Source organism: Amycolatopsis dongchuanensis, from assembly GCF_039542405.1.
Classification (GTDB): Bacteria; Actinomycetota; Actinomycetes; order Mycobacteriales; family Pseudonocardiaceae; genus Amycolatopsis_E; species Amycolatopsis_E sacchari.
This window is the reverse complement of record NZ_BAABIB010000091.1, coordinates 106,601-122,920: the sequence shown is the minus strand read 5'-3', so window position 1 is coordinate 122,920 and position 16,320 is coordinate 106,601. Positions and strand designations below refer to the sequence as shown.

At 72.3% G+C, this 16,320-nt stretch carries 15 protein-coding genes; 8 read left to right on the top strand and 7 right to left on the bottom strand.

Going from position 1 to position 16,320, the window contains the following annotated elements:
• Positions 1-32: 32 nt before the first annotated feature.
• Both ABFX51_RS25155 and ABFX51_RS25150 read left to right on the top strand, forming a co-directional pair.
• On the top strand, positions 33-1,163 hold the full coding sequence (locus ABFX51_RS25155; protein ID WP_346055095.1) for a GuaB3 family IMP dehydrogenase-related protein: 1,131 nt from the start codon (positions 33-35) through the stop codon (positions 1,161-1,163).
• 55 nt (positions 1,164-1,218) lie between these two features.
• Entirely contained in the window at positions 1,219-2,928 is a 1,710-nt protein-coding gene (locus ABFX51_RS25150) for an FAD-dependent oxidoreductase (RefSeq protein ID WP_346055094.1), read from the top strand.
• On the opposite strand, the gene ABFX51_RS25145 is transcribed toward ABFX51_RS25150, so the two are convergent.
• The gene (locus ABFX51_RS25145) at positions 2,925-3,281 is read right to left on the bottom strand and encodes a hypothetical protein (RefSeq protein WP_346055093.1); all 357 of its coding nucleotides are present in this window, start codon (positions 3,279-3,281) and stop codon (positions 2,925-2,927) included. The two genes, ABFX51_RS25150 and ABFX51_RS25145, sit on opposite strands and share 4 nt — an antisense overlap.
• A gap of 124 nt (positions 3,282-3,405) precedes the next feature.
• On the opposite strand from ABFX51_RS25145, the gene ABFX51_RS25140 reads away from it, so the two are divergent.
• Both ABFX51_RS25140 and ABFX51_RS25135 read left to right on the top strand, forming a co-directional pair.
• Complete coding sequence (locus tag ABFX51_RS25140) at positions 3,406-4,620, top strand: sensor histidine kinase (RefSeq protein ID WP_346055092.1); 1,215 nt, start codon at positions 3,406-3,408, stop codon at positions 4,618-4,620.
• Complete coding sequence (locus ABFX51_RS25135; RefSeq protein WP_346055091.1) at positions 4,608-5,255, top strand: response regulator transcription factor; 648 nt, start codon at positions 4,608-4,610, stop codon at positions 5,253-5,255. The genes ABFX51_RS25140 and ABFX51_RS25135 overlap by 13 nt, the downstream gene beginning before the upstream one ends.
• On the opposite strand, the gene ABFX51_RS25130 is transcribed toward ABFX51_RS25135, so the two are convergent.
• Positions 5,252-6,697: an aldehyde dehydrogenase family protein gene (locus ABFX51_RS25130; protein ID WP_346055090.1), complete on the bottom strand. Its 1,446-nt coding sequence runs from the start codon at positions 6,695-6,697 to the stop codon at positions 5,252-5,254. The genes ABFX51_RS25135 and ABFX51_RS25130 overlap by 4 nt on opposite strands.
• A 104-nt stretch (positions 6,698-6,801) precedes the next feature.
• Between ABFX51_RS25130 and guaA the strand changes: the two genes are divergently transcribed.
• A complete protein-coding gene (gene guaA / locus ABFX51_RS25125; protein WP_091504956.1) occupies positions 6,802-8,358 on the top strand; it encodes a glutamine-hydrolyzing GMP synthase in 1,557 nt (518 codons plus the stop codon).
• A 46-nt stretch (positions 8,359-8,404) separates the two neighbouring features.
• Here guaA and ABFX51_RS25120 read toward each other — a convergent pair whose 3' ends face one another.
• Both ABFX51_RS25120 and ABFX51_RS25115 read right to left on the bottom strand, forming a co-directional pair.
• Positions 8,405-8,632 carry a hypothetical protein gene (locus ABFX51_RS25120; protein WP_346055089.1) on the bottom strand — a complete coding sequence of 76 codons (228 nt, stop codon included), beginning with the start codon at positions 8,630-8,632 and terminating at the stop codon, positions 8,405-8,407.
• Entirely contained in the window at positions 8,625-9,857 is a 1,233-nt protein-coding gene (locus ABFX51_RS25115; RefSeq protein WP_346055088.1) for a PspC domain-containing protein, read from the bottom strand. Before ABFX51_RS25115 ends, ABFX51_RS25120 begins: the two co-directional genes overlap by 8 nt.
• Before the next feature lie 115 nt (positions 9,858-9,972).
• Here ABFX51_RS25115 and ABFX51_RS25110 point away from each other — a divergent pair, with 115 nt between their 5' ends.
• Together ABFX51_RS25110 and ABFX51_RS25105 are read left to right on the top strand one after the other, a co-directional pair.
• The gene (locus ABFX51_RS25110) at positions 9,973-11,277 is read left to right on the top strand and encodes an ATP-binding protein (protein WP_091504954.1); all 1,305 of its coding nucleotides are present in this window, start codon (positions 9,973-9,975) and stop codon (positions 11,275-11,277) included.
• The gene (locus ABFX51_RS25105; protein ID WP_346055087.1) at positions 11,274-11,933 is read left to right on the top strand and encodes a response regulator; all 660 of its coding nucleotides are present in this window, start codon (positions 11,274-11,276) and stop codon (positions 11,931-11,933) included. The genes ABFX51_RS25110 and ABFX51_RS25105 overlap by 4 nt, the downstream gene beginning before the upstream one ends.
• On the opposite strand, the gene ABFX51_RS25100 is transcribed toward ABFX51_RS25105, so the two are convergent.
• Positions 11,833-12,792: a DMT family transporter gene (locus ABFX51_RS25100; RefSeq protein WP_091505201.1), complete on the bottom strand. Its 960-nt coding sequence runs from the start codon at positions 12,790-12,792 to the stop codon at positions 11,833-11,835. The genes ABFX51_RS25105 and ABFX51_RS25100 overlap by 101 nt on opposite strands.
• Before the next feature lie 83 nt (positions 12,793-12,875).
• On the opposite strand from ABFX51_RS25100, the gene ABFX51_RS25095 reads away from it, so the two are divergent.
• Positions 12,876-13,775: a LysR family transcriptional regulator gene (locus ABFX51_RS25095; RefSeq protein WP_091504952.1), complete on the top strand. Its 900-nt coding sequence runs from the start codon at positions 12,876-12,878 to the stop codon at positions 13,773-13,775.
• Here the strand turns inward: ABFX51_RS25095 and ABFX51_RS25090 are convergent.
• The gene (locus ABFX51_RS25090; protein ID WP_346055086.1) at positions 13,772-14,734 is read right to left on the bottom strand and encodes a serine/threonine-protein kinase; all 963 of its coding nucleotides are present in this window, start codon (positions 14,732-14,734) and stop codon (positions 13,772-13,774) included. The two genes, ABFX51_RS25095 and ABFX51_RS25090, sit on opposite strands and share 4 nt — an antisense overlap.
• A 67-nt stretch (positions 14,735-14,801) precedes the next feature.
• On the bottom strand, positions 14,802-16,295 hold the full coding sequence (locus ABFX51_RS25085) for a serine/threonine-protein kinase (RefSeq protein WP_091504950.1): 1,494 nt from the start codon (positions 16,293-16,295) through the stop codon (positions 14,802-14,804).
• Positions 16,296-16,320: the final 25 nt, after the last annotated feature.

Below are 16,320 nucleotides of genomic sequence, written 5' to 3'. Positions count from 1 at the left end.
GGGCGAGCACAGACACGAGAGGGGATCCGCAGGTGCGGGATCTGGTCGAGATCGGCATGGGGCGTACCGCGCGGCGCGCGTACGACCTCGACGACGTGGAGATCGTCCCGTCGCGCCGGACGCGTTCGTCCGCGGTGGTGTCCACCGCATGGCAGATCGACGCCTACCGGTTCGACCTGCCGCTCGTCACGCACCCGACGGACGCGATCGTCTCGCCGGCCACCGCGATCGAGATCGGCGAGCTCGGCGGGCTCGGCGTGCTGAACGCCGAGGGCCTGTGGGCCCGGCACGCCAACGTCGAGCAGGCGATGGCCCGGCTCATCGACACGGTGAAGGACGAGGACCCGACGGCACTGGTCCGGGTGCTGCAGGAGCTGCACTCCGCGCCAGTCCAGCCCGAGCTGCTGGCCGAGGCGCTGGGCAAGGTCCGCGAGTCGGGCGTGACGGTCGCGGCGCGGGTGAGCCCGCAGCGCGCGGCGGAGCTGACCCCGCACCTCATCGCGGCGGGGGTGGAGATCCTCGTCGTGCAGGGCACGATCATCTCGGCCGAGCACGTGTCGGGTGACGCGGACCCGCTCGACCTCAAGGAGTTCATCGGCGGTCTCGACGTGCCGGTGATCGCCGGCGGCACCGCCGACTACCGGACCGCCATGCACCTGATGCGCACGGGCGCGGCGGGCGTGATCGTCGGGCACGGGTACACCCCGGGCATCACGAGCACGGACCGCGTGCTGGGTATCGGCGTGCCGATGGCGACCGCGATCATCGACGCCGCGGCCGCCCGGCGGGACTACCTCGACGAGACCGGCGGCCGGTACGTGCACGTCCTGGCCGACGGCGGGATGACGGCGTCGGGCGACATCGCCAAGGCGATCGCGTGCGGTGCCGACGCGGTGATGCTGGGCGCCCCGCTCGCGGCGGCCGCCGAGGCGCCGGGCAACGGCCTGTACTGGACGGCGGCGGCCGCGCACCCGTCGCTGCCGCGCTCGCGCGTGGCCGCGGGGCCGGACTACGAGGTCGACCTCAGGACGCTGCTGTACGGCCCGTCGTCGGACGCCGAGGGTGCGATCAACCTGTTCGGCGCGCTGCGCCGGGCGATGGCGAAGACCGGTTACTCGGACCTCAAGGAGTTCCAGCGCGTCGGACTGACGGTCCGCGGCTGACTCATCGGTAACTTACTCCTGGTCAGGAACGCGGCCCGGCGTTACAGTTTTATGTGTGACCGCGGGTAACAGCAGTGCAGCTGACTATGACGTGATCGTGGTCGGGTCGGGCTTCGGCGGCAGCGTCGCGGCCCTCCGGCTCACCGAGAAGGGCTACCGGGTGGCCGTCGTCGAGGCGGGCCGCCGTTTCGCCGACGACGAGTTCGCCAAGACGTCCTGGGACCTCAAGCGGTACCTGTGGGCGCCGGCGCTGGGCTGTTTCGGCATCCAGCGCATCCACCTGCTCAACGACGTCATGGTGCTCGCCGGAGCCGGGGTCGGCGGCGGTTCGCTGGTCTACGCGAACACGCTGTACCGGCCGCTCAAGCCGTTCTACCGGGACCGGCAGTGGGCGCACATCACCGACTGGGAGAGCGAGCTCGCGCCGCACTACGACCAGGCCAGCCGGATGCTCGGGGTGGTCACGAACCCCACCGTCACCCCCTCCGACGAGGTGATGCGCAAGGTCGCGCGCGACATGGGGGTCGAGGACTCGTTCCACCCGACTCCCGTCGGGGTGTACTTCGGCAAGCCGGGGGAGCGGGCAGCGGACCCGTACTTCGGCGGTGCCGGCCCGGCCCGCACGGGCTGCACCGAATGCGGCTCGTGCATGACCGGTTGCCGCGTGGGCGCGAAGAACACGCTGGTCAAGAACTACCTGTACCTCGCCGAGCAGGGCGGGGCGAAGGTCATCCCGCTGACCACCGTGGACGCGATCCGGCCGCAGGCGGACGGGTCGTGGGTCGTCGACATCCACAAGACCGGCACGAAGTCGCGCCGGTTCCGGCACAGCCTCACCGCCGGCCAGGTCGTGCTCGCCGCGGGCACGTGGGGCACGCAGCAGCTGCTGCACCGCATGCGGGACGAGGGTGTGCTGCCGAAGCTCTCGCCCCGCTTCGGCGAGCTGACGCGCACGAACTCCGAGGCGATCATCGGCGCCGGGCGGCTGACCGTCGACCCCGAGCAGGACTTCAGCCGCGGGGTGGCGATCACGTCGTCGATCCACCCCGACGAGAACACCCACATCGAGCCGGTGCGCTACGGCAAGGGCAGCAACGCGATGAGCCTGCTGCAGACGATCGCGACGGACGGCTCGCTCCCGACGCCGCGGTGGCTGCAGGCGATCAAGACCATCGTGCGGAACCCGGTCCAGTCGCTGCGGCTGCTCAACGGCTACCGGTGGAGCGAGCGGACCGTGATCCTGCTGGTGATGCAGAGCCTGGACAACTCGATCACGACGTTCACCAAGCGCGGGCTGTTCGGGCGGCGGAAGTACACCTCGAAGCAGGGCCACGGCGAGCCGAACCCGTCGTTCATCCCCGCCGGGCACGAGGCGAACCTGCGCACGGCGGAGCACATCGGCGGCGTCGCGGGCGGGACGTGGGGCGAGATCTTCGACATTCCGCTGACCGCGCACTTCATCGGCGGCGCGCCGATCGGCACCGACCCCGGGGACGGCGTGATCGACCCGTACCACCGGGTGTTCTCGTACCCGACACTGTCCATCGTGGACGGTACGGCGATCACGGCGAACCTCGGCGTGAACCCGTCGCTGACGATCGCCGCCCAGGCGGAGCGGGCGTTTTCGTTCTGGCCCAACAAGGGCGAGGCCGACCCGCGCCCGCCGCAGGAGGAGGGCTACCGCCGGCTGGAGCGGGTCGCGCCGAAGAACCCCGCCGTCCCGGCGGAAGCGCCCGCCGCGTTGCGGTTGCCGCTGGTGGGCTAGGCCCGGGACGCCGCGCGGCGGACGAGGAACGCGGCCGGGACGAGGGCGAGCGCGCCCGCGATCTGCGTCGCGGCGAACCACAGTGGCAGGGCGCCGGGGACGGCGTCGAGGGCGATGACCGCGATCGGCACGACGACCACGATGATCCGCACCCGCACGTAGGCCCAGCGCGCTCCCCGGCCGGCGAGGACGGTCAGCCAGTACGTGACCGCGGCGCTCGCGACCATCCCGATGGTCCGGCCCCACTCGAACGAACTCGCCTGGTGGCCCATGACCGAGAGGACGACGACCACCACGAGCACGGCGACGGCGAACGCGCCGTAGACGGCGACGAACTTCTTCACGTTTTCCATGGCGTCGACGCTAGGAAGCACTCGGCCACCCCGATATGGGTCTGGACCTACGGTGGGGTGGGGCTGGGCCCACTTCCGCGCCGATCCGCTGGGTTCCGGCTCGGGGGTGCCGCACAGTGGAGACATGCGGAAGTGGTTGGTGAACGCCTGCGCCGGGTTCCTGCGAGCGGGTGCCGTGCTGGTGGTGAGCATGCTGGTGCCCGCCGTGTGGGCGGCCGCCGTGGCCGTGTGGCTGTGGTGGGGCGGGAACCCGTGGTCGTGGATCGCGCCGTTCGTGCTGGCCTGCGTCGCGACGTTCGCCTTGTCCCGCCCGGTTTGCCGGATGTTCCGCGCGCTCGTCGCGCGGTGGACGGGCACGGTCGTCCCCGGCGGGTACCGGGAGGCGCCTCCGGTGGTGCGGTTGTCCACCGGGTACTGGTGGAACGGGGCGTCCTACTCGCGCACCAGCAAGGAGGCGAGGGAGGACCAGGAGCTGCGGCTGCGGTGGACCGACCCGGCGACGTGGCGGGACGTGCGGTTCACCGTCATCGCACCGCTCACGGCCGGGCTGGTCGCGGCCGTGCCGGTGGCGGGGGTCGTGGTGGCGGTGCTCGGGTCCGGCTGGTTCGTGACCATCGCGGGCGTCGTCGCCGCCGTCGCGTCCGCGCCCTACGCCTGGCGGCTCGCCGAGCCCGTCGCCGTGCGCTTCCTCCGCCCGTCACCCGCGATGCGGGTCGACGAGCTGACCGCGCGGCACGCGGACACGACCGTGGCGCAGGCGGCGGAGATCCGGCGCATCGAACGGGATCTGCACGATGGGGCGCAGGCGCGGCTGGTCGCGCTCGGGTTGTCGCTGGCCACCGCGGAGAAGCTGATGGAGACGGATCCGGGGCAGGCCAAGGCGCTCCTGCGGGACGCGCGAGCAGGCGCCGCGACCTCGTTGAGCGAGCTGCGGGAGCTGGTGAGGGGTATCAGCCCGCCGGTGCTGACCGAGCGGGGACTGGCCGACGCCGTGCGTGCGCTGGCGTTGGACAGCCCCCTCGAAACGGCCGTGACGGCCGACGTCCCGCCGCGCCTCGACCCGCCGATCGAGTCCGCCCTCTACTTCGGCGTCGCCGAGCTGATGACGAACGCGGTCAAGCACGCCAAGGCGGACCGGGCGCGGATCTCCCTCAGCGGGGACGACAACGGCATCGTGGTCGAGGTCGAGGACAACGGCCGGGGCGGGGCCGGCGTGGAGGCTGGCGGCGGGCTCGCCGGGCTGCGGCGGCGACTCGCCGTGTTCGGCGGCACGCTCGAGATCACCAGTCCGGCGGGCGGTCCGACGCTGGTGAGGATGATGGTGCCATGCGCATCGTGATCGCCGAGGACCTCTACCTGCTGCGTCACGGCATGGTGCGGCTCGTCGAGGCGTACGGGCACGAGGTGGTCGCGACGGCGAGCACGGGACCGGAAACGCTCGACGCGCTGCTGGAGTGGCGGCCTGATGTGTCCATTGTGGACGTCCGGATGCCGCCGTCGCAGACGGACGAGGGGTTGCGGGCGGCGCTCGCGGCACGCCGGGAGGTGCCGGGGCTGCCGGTCCTGGTCCTGTCGCAGCACGTCGAGCAGCTGTACGCCCGCGAACTCCTCGCCGACGGGTCCGGTGGCGTCGGCTACTTCCTCAAGGAGAGCGTGTTCGAGGCCGACCAGTTCATCGACGCGCTCGAGCGGGTCGCCGGTGGCGGGACCGCGATGGATCCCGCCGTCATCGGCAGGCTGCTCGCCGGCGGGCCGTCGAACCGGCGGCTCGAACGGCTCACCGAACGCGAGCACTCCGTGCTGAGCCTGATGGCCGAGGGCCTGTCCAACCAGGCCATCAGCCGCAGGCTCTTCCTCTCCGAAAGCGCCGTCAGCAAGTACACGACCTCGCTGTTCGGCAAGCTCGGCCTCACCGACGACGACAACGGAAACCGCCGCGTTCTCGCCGTACTCGCCTACCTGAACAGGGCTTAGAGCTCGATGCCGGTGAACACCGTGACGCGCTCCTCGGTGAGGTCGTGCATCGCGGCGAGCACGCCTTCTCGGCCGACTCCGGAGCCCTTCACCCCGCCGTACGGCATCTGGTCCGCCCGGTACGACGGCACGTCGCCGACGATCACGCCGCCGACCTCCAGCTCGGCCGACGCGCGGAAGGCCAGCTGGACGTCGCGGGTGAACACGCCGGCCTGCAGCCCGTAGGCGGAGGCGTTCACCGCCGCGAAGGCCTCGTCCGCACTGTCCACAACGGACACGGCCAGCACCGGGCCGAAGATCTCCTCCGCCCACGCCTTCGCGTTCGCGGGGACATCGGTGAGCACGGTCGGCTCCACCGTCGCGCCCTTGCGGGAACCGCCGGTGAGCACCTTCGCGCCACCCGCGACGGCTTCGTCGACCCACGCGACGATGCGTTCCGCCGCGGCCTCGTCCACCACCGGGCCCACATCGACCGTCGCGTCGTACGGGTCGCCGGTCTTGAGCCCGCGCACGGCGTCGAGCAGTGCCGGGACGAACTCGTCGGCCACCGCGCGCTCCACGATCACCCGCTGCACCGCGATGCACGACTGCCCGGCCTGGTAGTTGCCGAACGTCGCGATCCTCGCCGCCGCGCCCGGCAGGTCCGGCCAGTCGGCGAGCACCACGGCCGCGGCGTTGCCGCCCAGCTCCAGCACGACGTGCTTGCGGGGCGCGGCCTCCGCGAGCGACCAGCCGACGGGGCCGGAGCCGGTGAACGAGACCACCGGCAACCGCGGGTCCGCGACCAGCTTCGCGGTGTCCTCGTTGCCCAGCGGCAGCACCGAGAACACGCCCTCCGGCAGGTCCGTCTCGGCGAGCAGCTCACCCAGGATGAGCGAGGACAACGGCGTGCGCGGCGCGGGCTTGACGATGATCGGCGCGCCGACCGCGAGCGACGGCGCGACCTTGTGCGCGACCAGGTTCAGCGGGAAGTTGAACGGCGCGATGCCCAGCACCGGGCCACGGGGGACCCGGCGCACGAGCGCGAGCCGTCCTTCGCCGCCCGCGTCGGTGTCGAGCCGCTGGACGTCGCCGGTGAACCGCCGCGCCTCTTCGGCGGCCAGACGGAACACGGAGATCGCGCGCTTCACCTCGACCTCGGCCCACTTGAACGGCTTGCCGTTCTCCGCGGTGATGACCTCGGCCAGCTCCTCGGCACGAGCCGCGAGCCCCCGCGAGACGTGGTCGAGCGCGGCGGCCCGGACGTGGGCGGGGGAGCGGCGGAACGCGGGGGCGACGGCGGCCGCCGCGGCGACCGCGCGCTCCACCTGGTCCGGCCCCGGCACGGCGACGGTGGCGACCTCGCTGCCGTCGAACGGGTGCGTGACCTCGAGCGTGCCGCTGCCCTGCTCGGCGCGGCCCGCGATCCAGGCGGGCCGGGGCTCCGGCGTGATGGTGTCCATGCGTCCAAGGTAAGCCCGGGGGCCCGGGGCGGGGCCGGGGGCGTCGTGGCGTAGCTCACCTGGGACGATGGGGTTACCGACTTTTCGCCCCGAGGAGGTTCCGGGTGCCCACTCCGAGCGGTCCGGTCATCGTCGTCGACTTCGGCGCGCAGTACGCGCAGCTGATCGCGCGGCGGGTCCGCGAGGCCCAGGTCTACTCCGAGGTCGTGCCGCACACGGCCGGCGTCGAGGAGATCATGGCGAAGGATCCCGCCGCGATCATCCTGTCCGGCGGCCCGGCGAGCGCGTACTCGCCCGACGCGCCCGGCATGGACCCCGAGCTGGCCAAGCAGGGCGTGCCGATCTTCGGCATCTGCTACGGCTTCCAGGTGCTCGCGCAGGCGCTCGGCGGCACGGTCGAGGCCACCGGGTCCCGCGAGTACGGCCGCACCGAGGTCAAGGTGGACGCCGACGGCGGCGTGCTGCACCGCGAGCTGCCCGCCCGGCACCAGGTGTGGATGAGCCACGGCGACAGCGTCACGAAGGCGCCGCCCGGGGCGGCGGTCACCGCCTCCTCCGACCGCACGCCCGTCGCGGCGTTCGAGAACCCGGAGGAGCGCTACGCCGGGGTCCAGTACCACCCCGAGGTGCTGCACTCGCCGCACGGCCAGGAGGTGCTGCGCCGGTTCCTGCGCGACATCGCGGGCATCCGTCCTGAGTGGACGACCGCGTCCATCGTGGACGAGCAGATCACGAAGATCCGCGAGCAGATCGGTGACGGCCGGGCGATCTGCGGCCTGTCCGGCGGGGTCGACTCCGCGGTCGCCGCGGCGCTCGTGCAGCGCGCGATCGGCGACCGGCTCACGTGCGTGTTCGTCGACCACGGCCTGCTGCGGGCGGGCGAGCGGGCGCAGGTGGAGCGGGACTTTGTCGCCGCCACGGGCGTCAACCTGGTGACCGTCGACGCGCGGGAGCGGTTCCTGGACGCGCTGGCCGGGGTGACCGACCCCGAGCAGAAGCGCAAGATCATCGGCCGCGAGTTCATCCGCGTGTTCGAGCAGGCCGAGCGCGACCTCAAGGCCGAGGGGGACTACCGGTTCCTGGTGCAGGGCACGCTGTACCCGGACGTCGTCGAGTCCGGCGGCGGCGCGGGTGCTTCCAACATCAAGAGCCACCACAACGTCGGCGGCCTGCCGGAGGACCTGCAGTTCGAGCTGGTCGAGCCGCTGCGGCTGCTGTTCAAGGACGAGGTGCGCCGGGTCGGGCTGGAGCTGGGCCTGCCGGAGACGATCGTGCACCGGCAGCCGTTCCCGGGGCCGGGGCTGGGCATCCGCATCATCGGCGAGGTGACGGCCGACCGGCTGGCGACGCTGCGCGCGGCGGACGCCATCGCCCGCGAGGAGCTGACCGCGGCCGGGCTGGACCGCGACATCTGGCAGTGCCCGGTGGTGCTGCTCGCGGACGTGCGCTCGGTCGGCGTCCAGGGTGACGGACGGACCTACGGGCACCCCGTGGTGCTGCGCCCGGTGTCCAGCGAGGACGCCATGACCGCGGACTGGACCCGCCTGCCCTACGACGTGCTGGAGCGGATCTCGACGCGCATCACGAACGAGGTGGCGGAGGTCAACCGCGTCGTCCTCGACGTGACGAGCAAGCCCCCGGGCACCATCGAGTGGGAATGAGAAAAGGGCCGGTCCCCCGCGGACCGGCCCTTTTCCCCTCTCCCCGTCAGTCCCTGCGACCCCCGCGCAGGGACGCGCCCAGCATCAGCACCCCGAACAGGATCGCCCCGCCCGCCAGGACCCACCGCAGGTCGAACGCCGGCAGCCAGGTCGCGCCGTCGGTCAGCGTGTAGGCCGAAGCCACCAGGGTCGCGAGCCCGATCAGCAGGGTGAACACGTCCACCCCGCGCCGCCGGGGACGCTGTTCCGTCGTCGTCTCGTCGTACTCAGCCACGGCGCACCTCGATGTTTCCCGCTCCCTGCGAAACCTTCAGGTCCAGCTGCAGCCCGCCGGTGCCGTCGGTGCCCAGGTCCTGCCCGATGATGGCGGGACGCCCGAGCCCGTCGCTGTGGCGGCCGAGGCAGTCGACGTTCCCGGCGGAGCTCTCGCACTCGAACTGCACGTCGGCGGTCTCCGGCACGAGGATCGTGCTCTGCCCGGCGCCGAGGCGGACCTCGGTGGTCACCGGCGTGTCCGCGGGCAGCGCGGTCAGGTCGAGCCGCAGGTCACCGGCGGTTTGCTCGTACCGGGGCAGCACCTCGGCCGCGGTCCTGGGCGCGGCGTCGACGTTGCCGAAGCCGCCCGAGTAGTCCGCCACCGGCACCGACGTCAGCACCACCCCGGCGATGGACAGCGGCACCGCGAGCGCGATGAGCCCGCGGCCGCCCCTGGCGAACGCCCCGCTCACCAGGCCGATCCCGAGCACACCCAGCACCAGGCCGATGATGTGCGGCGCCGAGAACCAGTCGATGCCCGCCGCCGCGGCCGCCGCGCCCGCACCGGCGACCAGCAGCGCCACCCCGAAGGTCGCGATACCGACCTTGGACCGCGGCCGCTTCGGCGCGGGCGGTGCCGGTGGTGGCGGGGTGTAGGCGGGCGCCGGCTCCGGCAGGTCCCACGCGAGCGGGGCCGCGCCGAGCGGGTCCGTGGTGGACGTCGCCGGTGACGGCGTGGACATCGGGTACGTCATGGTCTCCTCCGCGGGTGCGACCGGCCGGTTCTCGTGGCCGCGGCTTCGGTGCAGCAGGTAGAGCGCGGTGACCAGCAGGGCGAGGCCGATGATGCCGCCGCCCTCGAACCAGCCCCAGCTGCCGGAGAACGCCCAGCTCACGACCGGGAAGAACGCGATGACCAGCACGATCGTGAACGCCTTCGACGTCGCGCTGCGGCCCCGCCCGAGCAGCGCCTCGAACGGCGAGACCTGGTCGCCCTCCCCGGGGAACAGCAGCCACCCCAGCAGGTACAACGCCAGGCCGATGCCGCCGAACACACTCGCCGCGACGAACGCCACCCGCACGACCACCGGATCGAGGTTGTAGCGGTTGCCGATCGCGGCGGCCACTCCCGCCACCTTGCGACCGCGCAACGGCCGCTGGGGCCTGCTGGTCCAGAAGTCCTTCACGGTGTCTTCGAACCCGCTCAGGCCGTGGACCTTGTTCTGGTCTGTCCCGCCACTCATGCCAACGAGCATCCGCCGCGGCCGCCGCCCGCACATCCGGGAACGTCCCTGAGATCCACGCTCAGGGACTTTCCCTGATGAATCGGACTTGCTGCCGTGTGACCATGGGGAAACCATGGAAGACGTGCAGGAGAAGGCCCGCGAGACGGCCGTGACGCGAGTGCCCGCGAGTGCGCTCGCGGAGCCGGAGGGGCCGCCGAAGCTGTACCGGCACCGGGCGGGCCGCGCGGTCGCCGGTGTCGCCGCCGGGCTGGCCGACCACCTCGGCGTCCGGGTGCTGTGGGTGCGTGCGGTGTTCGCCGTGCTCGCGGCGTTCGGCGGCGCCGGGTTGCTCGCGTACGGGCTGCTGTGGGTGTTCGTACCCCAGCGGTCGGGGGAGGACGCGTCCGAGCCCAGCTCGCCGAAGGAACGCCAGCAGGCCATCGGGCTGCTGGTGCTGGGCATCGGGCTGGCGGTCGGCGGCAGCACCTTCACGGGCGCGATCAGCGGCTGGGTGGCCGTGCCGCTGGCCGTGACCCTCGTCGGTGCCGCCGTGGTGTGGCGCGAGGCGGACGAGTCGCAACGCCGGCGGTGGCGCGCCGGTGCCCGCTCGGGCGTCGCCGGGGTGGTGCTCGGCGGCGGTGGCTGGTCGGCGCTGGTGCGGATCCTCGCCGGGGTCGCGCTGGTGATCACCGGTATCGGCGTGATGGTGCTCCGCAGCGGCAGCTTCGACCAGGTGCAGTTCGCGCTGATCGCGGTGGTGGCGACGCTGGTCGGGGTCGCGGTGCTGACCGTGCCGTTCTGGCTGCGCATGGTGCGCGACCTCGGTGAGGAACGCCGGGCCCGCATCCGCACGGAGGAACGCGCCGAGATCGCCGCCCACCTGCACGACTCGGTGCTGCAGACGCTCGCGTTGATCCAGAAGCAGGCGGACGCGCCGAAGGAGGTCGCGCGGCTGGCGCGCGGGCAGGAGCGCGAGCTGCGTGGCTGGCTGTACGGGCCCTCGGGCTACGGCGCGAAGAAGGAGATCGCCGAGGGCGGCATGCTGTCGGCGGCCATCGCCGCGGCCTGCGGGGAGGTCGAGGACGCGTTCGCGATCTCGGTGTCCCAGGTCGTGGTGGGCGACGCGCAGCTCGACGACTCGCTCACGGCGCTCGTGCAGGCGGCCAGGGAGGCCATCGTCAACGCGGCGAAGCACGCGGGCGTCGAGGAGGTCAGCGTGTACGCCGAGGTCGAGCCCACGACGGCGACGGTGTTCGTCCGCGACCGCGGCAAGGGCTTCGACCCGGAGGCCGTGTCGGAGGACCGGCATGGCCTCGCGGATTCCATCAGGGGCAGGATGGAGCGCAACGGCGGAACGGTCCGGCTGCGCACCGCGCCGGGGGACGGGACGGAAGTGCAGCTGGAGATGCCGATCAAGACGGGGAGTGCGGCCTCATGAGTGAGACACCGGTGACGGTCTTCCTGGTGGACGACCACGCGTTGTTCCGCGCCGGGGTGCGCACGGAGCTGGACTCGATCACCGACGAGGTGCGGGTGGTCGGCGAGGCGGGTTCCGTGGCGGACGCCGTCGCCGGCATCGCGCGGACGAAGCCGCAGGTGGTGCTCCTCGACGTGCACATGCCGGACGGTGGCGGCGCGGAGGTGCTGCGGCGGGTCCGGCCCGAGCTGCCGGACGTCGTGTTCCTCGCACTGTCGGTGTCCGACGCCGCCGAGGACGTCATCGCGGTCATCCGCGCCGGGGCCCGCGGTTACGTCACCAAGACGATTTCGTCGAAGGAACTGGTCCGAGCCATCACGCGCGTCGCCGACGGGGACGCGGTGTTCTCGCCGCGGCTGGCGGGGTTCGTGCTCGACGCGTTCGCCGACCGGCCCGGTTCGGCGCCGATCAACGACCCCGAGCTGGACCTGCTCACCCCGCGCGAGCGGGACGTGCTGCGGCTGCTCGCGCGGGGGTACGCCTACAAGGAGATCGCGTCGGAGCTGTTCATCTCCGTCAAGACGGTTGAGACACACGTGTCGAGCGTGCTGCGGAAGACGCAGCTGTCGAACCGGTACGAGCTGTCGCGCTGGGCTTCGGACCGCCGGCTCGTCTGACCCTGGTCAGCGCCACCCCGGCGAGCACCACGACCATCCCGCCGAGCACGCGGAGGTTCAGCGCCTCGTGCAGGAACACCGTGCCCAGCAGCACGGAGACCACGGGCATCAGGTAGCTGACCATCGACACCGCCACCGGCCCCTCGGCCGCGAGCAGCCGGTAGTTCAGCGCGAACGCGATACCGGTGGACAGCACGCCCAGCACGAGGACCGCCGCGACCGCGACCGCGTTCAGGTGCACCGGCTCCGCGCCGCCCGCGGGCAGCATGAACACGAGGTACCCGCTCGCCGCGAGCATCTGGGCTCCGGCGAGCGCCACCGGCGAGGCACCGGTGGCGGACAGGAACCGGCTCTCGTAGCCGTTGACGAAGCCGTAGCTCAGCGACGCCGCGACACACGCGAGCGCGCCCCAGCTGAGCAGCCCGTTCGCGTGCCAGGGCGCGAAGATCACGACGACACCCAGCAGGCCGACCAGCAGCCCGGCCAGGCGCGGTCCGCCGAGGGTGCGGTCGACGCCGAACGCGAACGCGAACACGACCGTCCACAGTGGAGTGGTCGAGTTGATGACCCCGGTGATGCCGGAGTCGACCGTCCGCTCGCCGACCGCGAAGAGCAGGAACGGCAACGCGTTGTGGAACAGGGCCGCGACCGCGAGGTGTCCCCACAGGCGCCGTCCCGACGGCAGCCGGTCCCGCTGGGCGTAGCAGATCGCCACGAGTACGGCCGCGCCCAGGACGATCCGGATCAGCACGAGCTGGACCGGCGAGAACGCCGTCAGCCCCAGCTTGATCCAGAGGAAGCTCGAACCCCACATCAACGCCAGCGCGCTCAGCCGCAGCAGTGTCTTCGTCTCGCCCACGGCCTTCAGGTTGCCGCCGGTGATCAGTAAGGACAAGCGAAATAAACTACACGCGTCTTTCAGGAATTCTGTAGGGTCGGGGCATGCTCGACGTCCGGCGATTGCAGGTCCTGCGGGCCGTGGTCACCAGCGGTTCGATCACGGCGGCCGCCCGCAACCTCGGTTACACCCCCTCGGCGATCAGCCAGCAACTCGCGACCCTCGAACGCGAAGCGGGCACGGAGCTGCTGGAACGCGTCGGGCGGGGGGTGCGGGCGACAGCGGCAGGCGCGCTGCTGTCCGAGCACGCCGAGGTGCTCAGCGGCCAGCTGGCCAAGGCCGAAGCCGAGCTGGCCAACCTGAAGGCCGGCCGCACCGGGCGGCTGGCGATCCGGTACTTCGCGACCGCCGGCGCGGCGCTCGTGCCGCCCGCGGTGGCGGAGATCCGGCGGGAGTTCCCCGGTATCCAGCTGGACCTCAGGCTGCGCGAACCCCACGAGTCCATCCCGGAGGTCGAGTCCGGTGACGTGGACGTGGCGATCGTGGTGTGGCGAGGGGAGTGGCGGGTCCGGACGGCGGAGCTGGTCCATCTGCTCGACGACCCGTACCGCGCGGCGCTGCCCCGCACGCACCCCTTGGTGCGCAAGCGTGTCCTGGACCTGACCGACCTGCGGGACGAACCGTGGGTCGGCACCGAAGGCACGCCGGGTCCGTGCCGCGACACGTTGATCGCGGCGTGCGGGGCGGCGGGGTTCGCGCCGAACTTCGTGCTGGAGTGCGAGGACTACCAGACGGCGCAGGGTTTCGTGGCGGCCGGTCTGGGAGTCAGCCTGGTGCCGGTGCTCGGCCTCGGCGCGCCCCACCCCGGCGTGGTGATCAAGCGGATCCGCCGTCCCGAACCGGTCCGGGCGATCCACGCCGCGGTCGCCACGCGCTCGGCGAGCCAGCCCGTCGTCCGCTACCTGCTGGACAGGTTGCGACAGGCCGCGCCCGCCGCCGCTTAGAGGAAGAGCACCTGCGTGATCCCGATACCGATCGCCGCCGCACACAGGACGGCGAGCACGGTGAGGATCAGCTTCCGGATCCGGTCGGGCGTGAGCTGGATGAGCGGCTGCTTCGCCGCGACGGGCTGCGGCTGGGGCTGGACGGGCCACACGGCGGGCACCGTCGGCAGCGCGGGCGCGGTCGGCGGGATGAACGCGGTCTGCCTGCCCTGGGTGATCGCCAGGAACGACGTGATGCTGTCGGCCAGCGTGGGCCGGGACATCGGGTCCTCACGCAGCAGCTTCATCAGCGCACCGGTCAGCTGCCCCGCGCGCTGCGGCTGTCGCAGGGGGCCGGTGCCGTCCTCGCCGTAGGGCGGCACTCCCTCGACCGCCTGGTACAGCGTCGCGCCGAGGGAGAACACGTCGGCCGCGGGATCCGGCGGCGCGCCACGCGTGACCTCGGGGGCCCGGAACGCCGGGTTCGGCCCGCTGCCCGTGATGCCGATGTCGGTGACCTTCACCCCGCCGTCGTCGGCGAGCAGCACGTTGCCGGGTTCGAGGTTGCGGTGCAACACCCCGGCCCGGTGGGCGGCCGCCAACGCGGACGCCAGCTGGCTGCCCAGGTACGCCGCCTGCTCCGGGGTGAGGGTGCCGTGCTCGGTGAGGAAGTCCGCCATGTTGCGCGACGGCACGTACTCCATCGTCAGCCACGCGTCCGACCCGTCGCGGACGACGTCGTAGACCGTGAGCACGCAGTTGTGCAGCACCCGCGTCGCGGCGCGGCCCTCCTGCAGCGCCGTGCCGATCGCCTGCTCGGCGCGTGCCGGGTCGAGCCCCGGCTGGATGTACATCCGCTTCGCGGCGACCGTCCGGTGCAGCAGCAGGTCGTAGGCCAGCCACACGATCCCGGCACGGCCACGGCCGATCGGCTGGTCCAACCGGTACCGGCCGCCGACCACTGCGCCCTCAGTACCCAAAACAACCTCTCGTCGCGCCGACGGCCGGAAACTTGCCGACCACCCTACCGGGATTTCTTGTTGGACCTCACTGATCGGGGTTGGAGGAGGACGGCGTGGATGACGGCGGTTCCTCGCTCGAGGTGGGTTTGCTCGGCGAGCTCGTCGTCGGCTTCTTCGAGGGGCTGCTCGACGTGGGCTGCTGCGGCTGCTCGACCGCACTGCTCCGCCGCGGCGTGGAACTCCGCGCCGGCCGGGACGCCGAACTCTCCTCGCTCGACGGCAGGACCGAGGACTCCGTGGGCAGCACCGAGGAGCTCGTCTGCGCGGGCGGCGGGACGACCGGCTGGTTGTCGGTGATGTTGCTGCTGCCGGTGTTCGGCCCGTTGAACAGCCAGATCCCCAGCGCGACGAGCCCCGCCACCACGACGGCACCGATCGCCGCGGGCACCTTCCACTTCCCGGGCCGCTCGTCCTCGTCCTGCTCGGCAGCAGGCTTCTCGTCGTCGTACCCGGCGTACCCCGCCGGCACGGCGCGGGTGCGGCCGTCCTGGTCCTCGGTCGGGTAAGCCGCCGTGGCGCCGTACCCGTCCTCGTCGTACTCGTCCTCGTAGTCGTCGTAGAAGTCGTCCTGCCGGGTCTGGCCGAGGTTGCCGCTGAACGCCCTGGTCGCGGCCGCACCGACCGCCGCGCCCGCGGCAGCGGCGCCGACCGCGCCCGCGACCTGGGTCGCGTCGGCGGGGCCGCCGAGCGGGGTCTCCCCGCGGCCGACGGCGGCCAGCAGCTCCTCGGCCTCCTCGGCGGTCGGGCGGTGCTTCACATCGGGGTGCAGCATGACGGCGAGCACGCTCGCCAGCGGACCGGACTGCCGCGGCGGGTTGATCTGCCCCGCCGCGACGGCGTGCAGCAGGCTCAGGGTGTTCTCGCTGAGCCCGAACGGCGGCTGCCCCTCGCACGCGGCGTACAGGGTCGAGCCGAGGGAGAACACGTCGGACTCGGGCCCCGGGTCGCCACCGATGGCCACTTCAGGCGCCAGGTAGGCGGGGGTACCGGCGATCATGCCGGTCTTGGTCACCGTGACGTCGTCCTTCGCGCGGGAGATGCCGAAGTCGGTGATCTTCACGATGCCGTTGTCACCGAGCAGGATGTTGCCCGGCTTGATGTCGCGGTGCACGATGCCGACCGCGTGGGCCTCCTTGAGCGCCGACGCGATCTGCGCCCCGATCCGCGCCACCTCGACCGGCGGCAGCGTCTTCCGCTCACGCAGCATCTCGGCGAGGCTCGTCGACGGCAGGTACTCCATGACGAGGCAGGGGTGCCCGTTGTCGTCGGTGACGACGTCGAAGACCGTGATGGCGTTCGGGTGGTGCAGCCGGGCCGCGATCCGCCCCTCGCGCATCGTGCGCTGCTTGGCGTCCTCGGCCTCGTGCGGGTCGAGCCCGGGCTGCAGCAGCAGCTGCTTGATCGCGACCGTGCGCGCCAGCACCTCGTCATGTGCCTGCCAGACCGCACCCATGGCACCGGTGCCGATCCGCCGGACCACGCGGTAGCGGCCGGCGACCAGGCGACCTTCGTCGCTCACGCGACCTCCTTCGGGGCTGTCTTGC

What these genes read in the sequence shown, in the direction of transcription:
- ABFX51_RS25145 (WP_346055093.1), bottom strand. Translation starts at nt 3,281, where the DNA reads ATGGAAAACGTGAAGAAGTTCGTCGCCGTCTACGGCGCGTTCGCCGTC.
- ABFX51_RS25140 (WP_346055092.1), top strand. Translation starts at nt 3,406, where the DNA reads ATGCGGAAGTGGTTGGTGAACGCCTGCGCCGGGTTCCTGCGAGCGGGT.
- ABFX51_RS25115 (WP_346055088.1), bottom strand. Translation starts at nt 9,857, where the DNA reads ATGAGTGGCGGGACAGACCAGAACAAGGTCCACGGCCTGAGCGGGTTC.
- ABFX51_RS25130 (WP_346055090.1), bottom strand. Translation starts at nt 6,697, where the DNA reads ATGGACACCATCACGCCGGAGCCCCGGCCCGCCTGGATCGCGGGCCGC.
- ABFX51_RS25105 (WP_346055087.1), top strand. Translation starts at nt 11,274, where the DNA reads ATGAGTGAGACACCGGTGACGGTCTTCCTGGTGGACGACCACGCGTTG.
- ABFX51_RS25110 (WP_091504954.1), top strand. Translation starts at nt 9,973, where the DNA reads ATGGAAGACGTGCAGGAGAAGGCCCGCGAGACGGCCGTGACGCGAGTG.
- ABFX51_RS25095 (WP_091504952.1), top strand. Translation starts at nt 12,876, where the DNA reads ATGCTCGACGTCCGGCGATTGCAGGTCCTGCGGGCCGTGGTCACCAGC.
- ABFX51_RS25135 (WP_346055091.1), top strand. Translation starts at nt 4,608, where the DNA reads ATGCGCATCGTGATCGCCGAGGACCTCTACCTGCTGCGTCACGGCATG.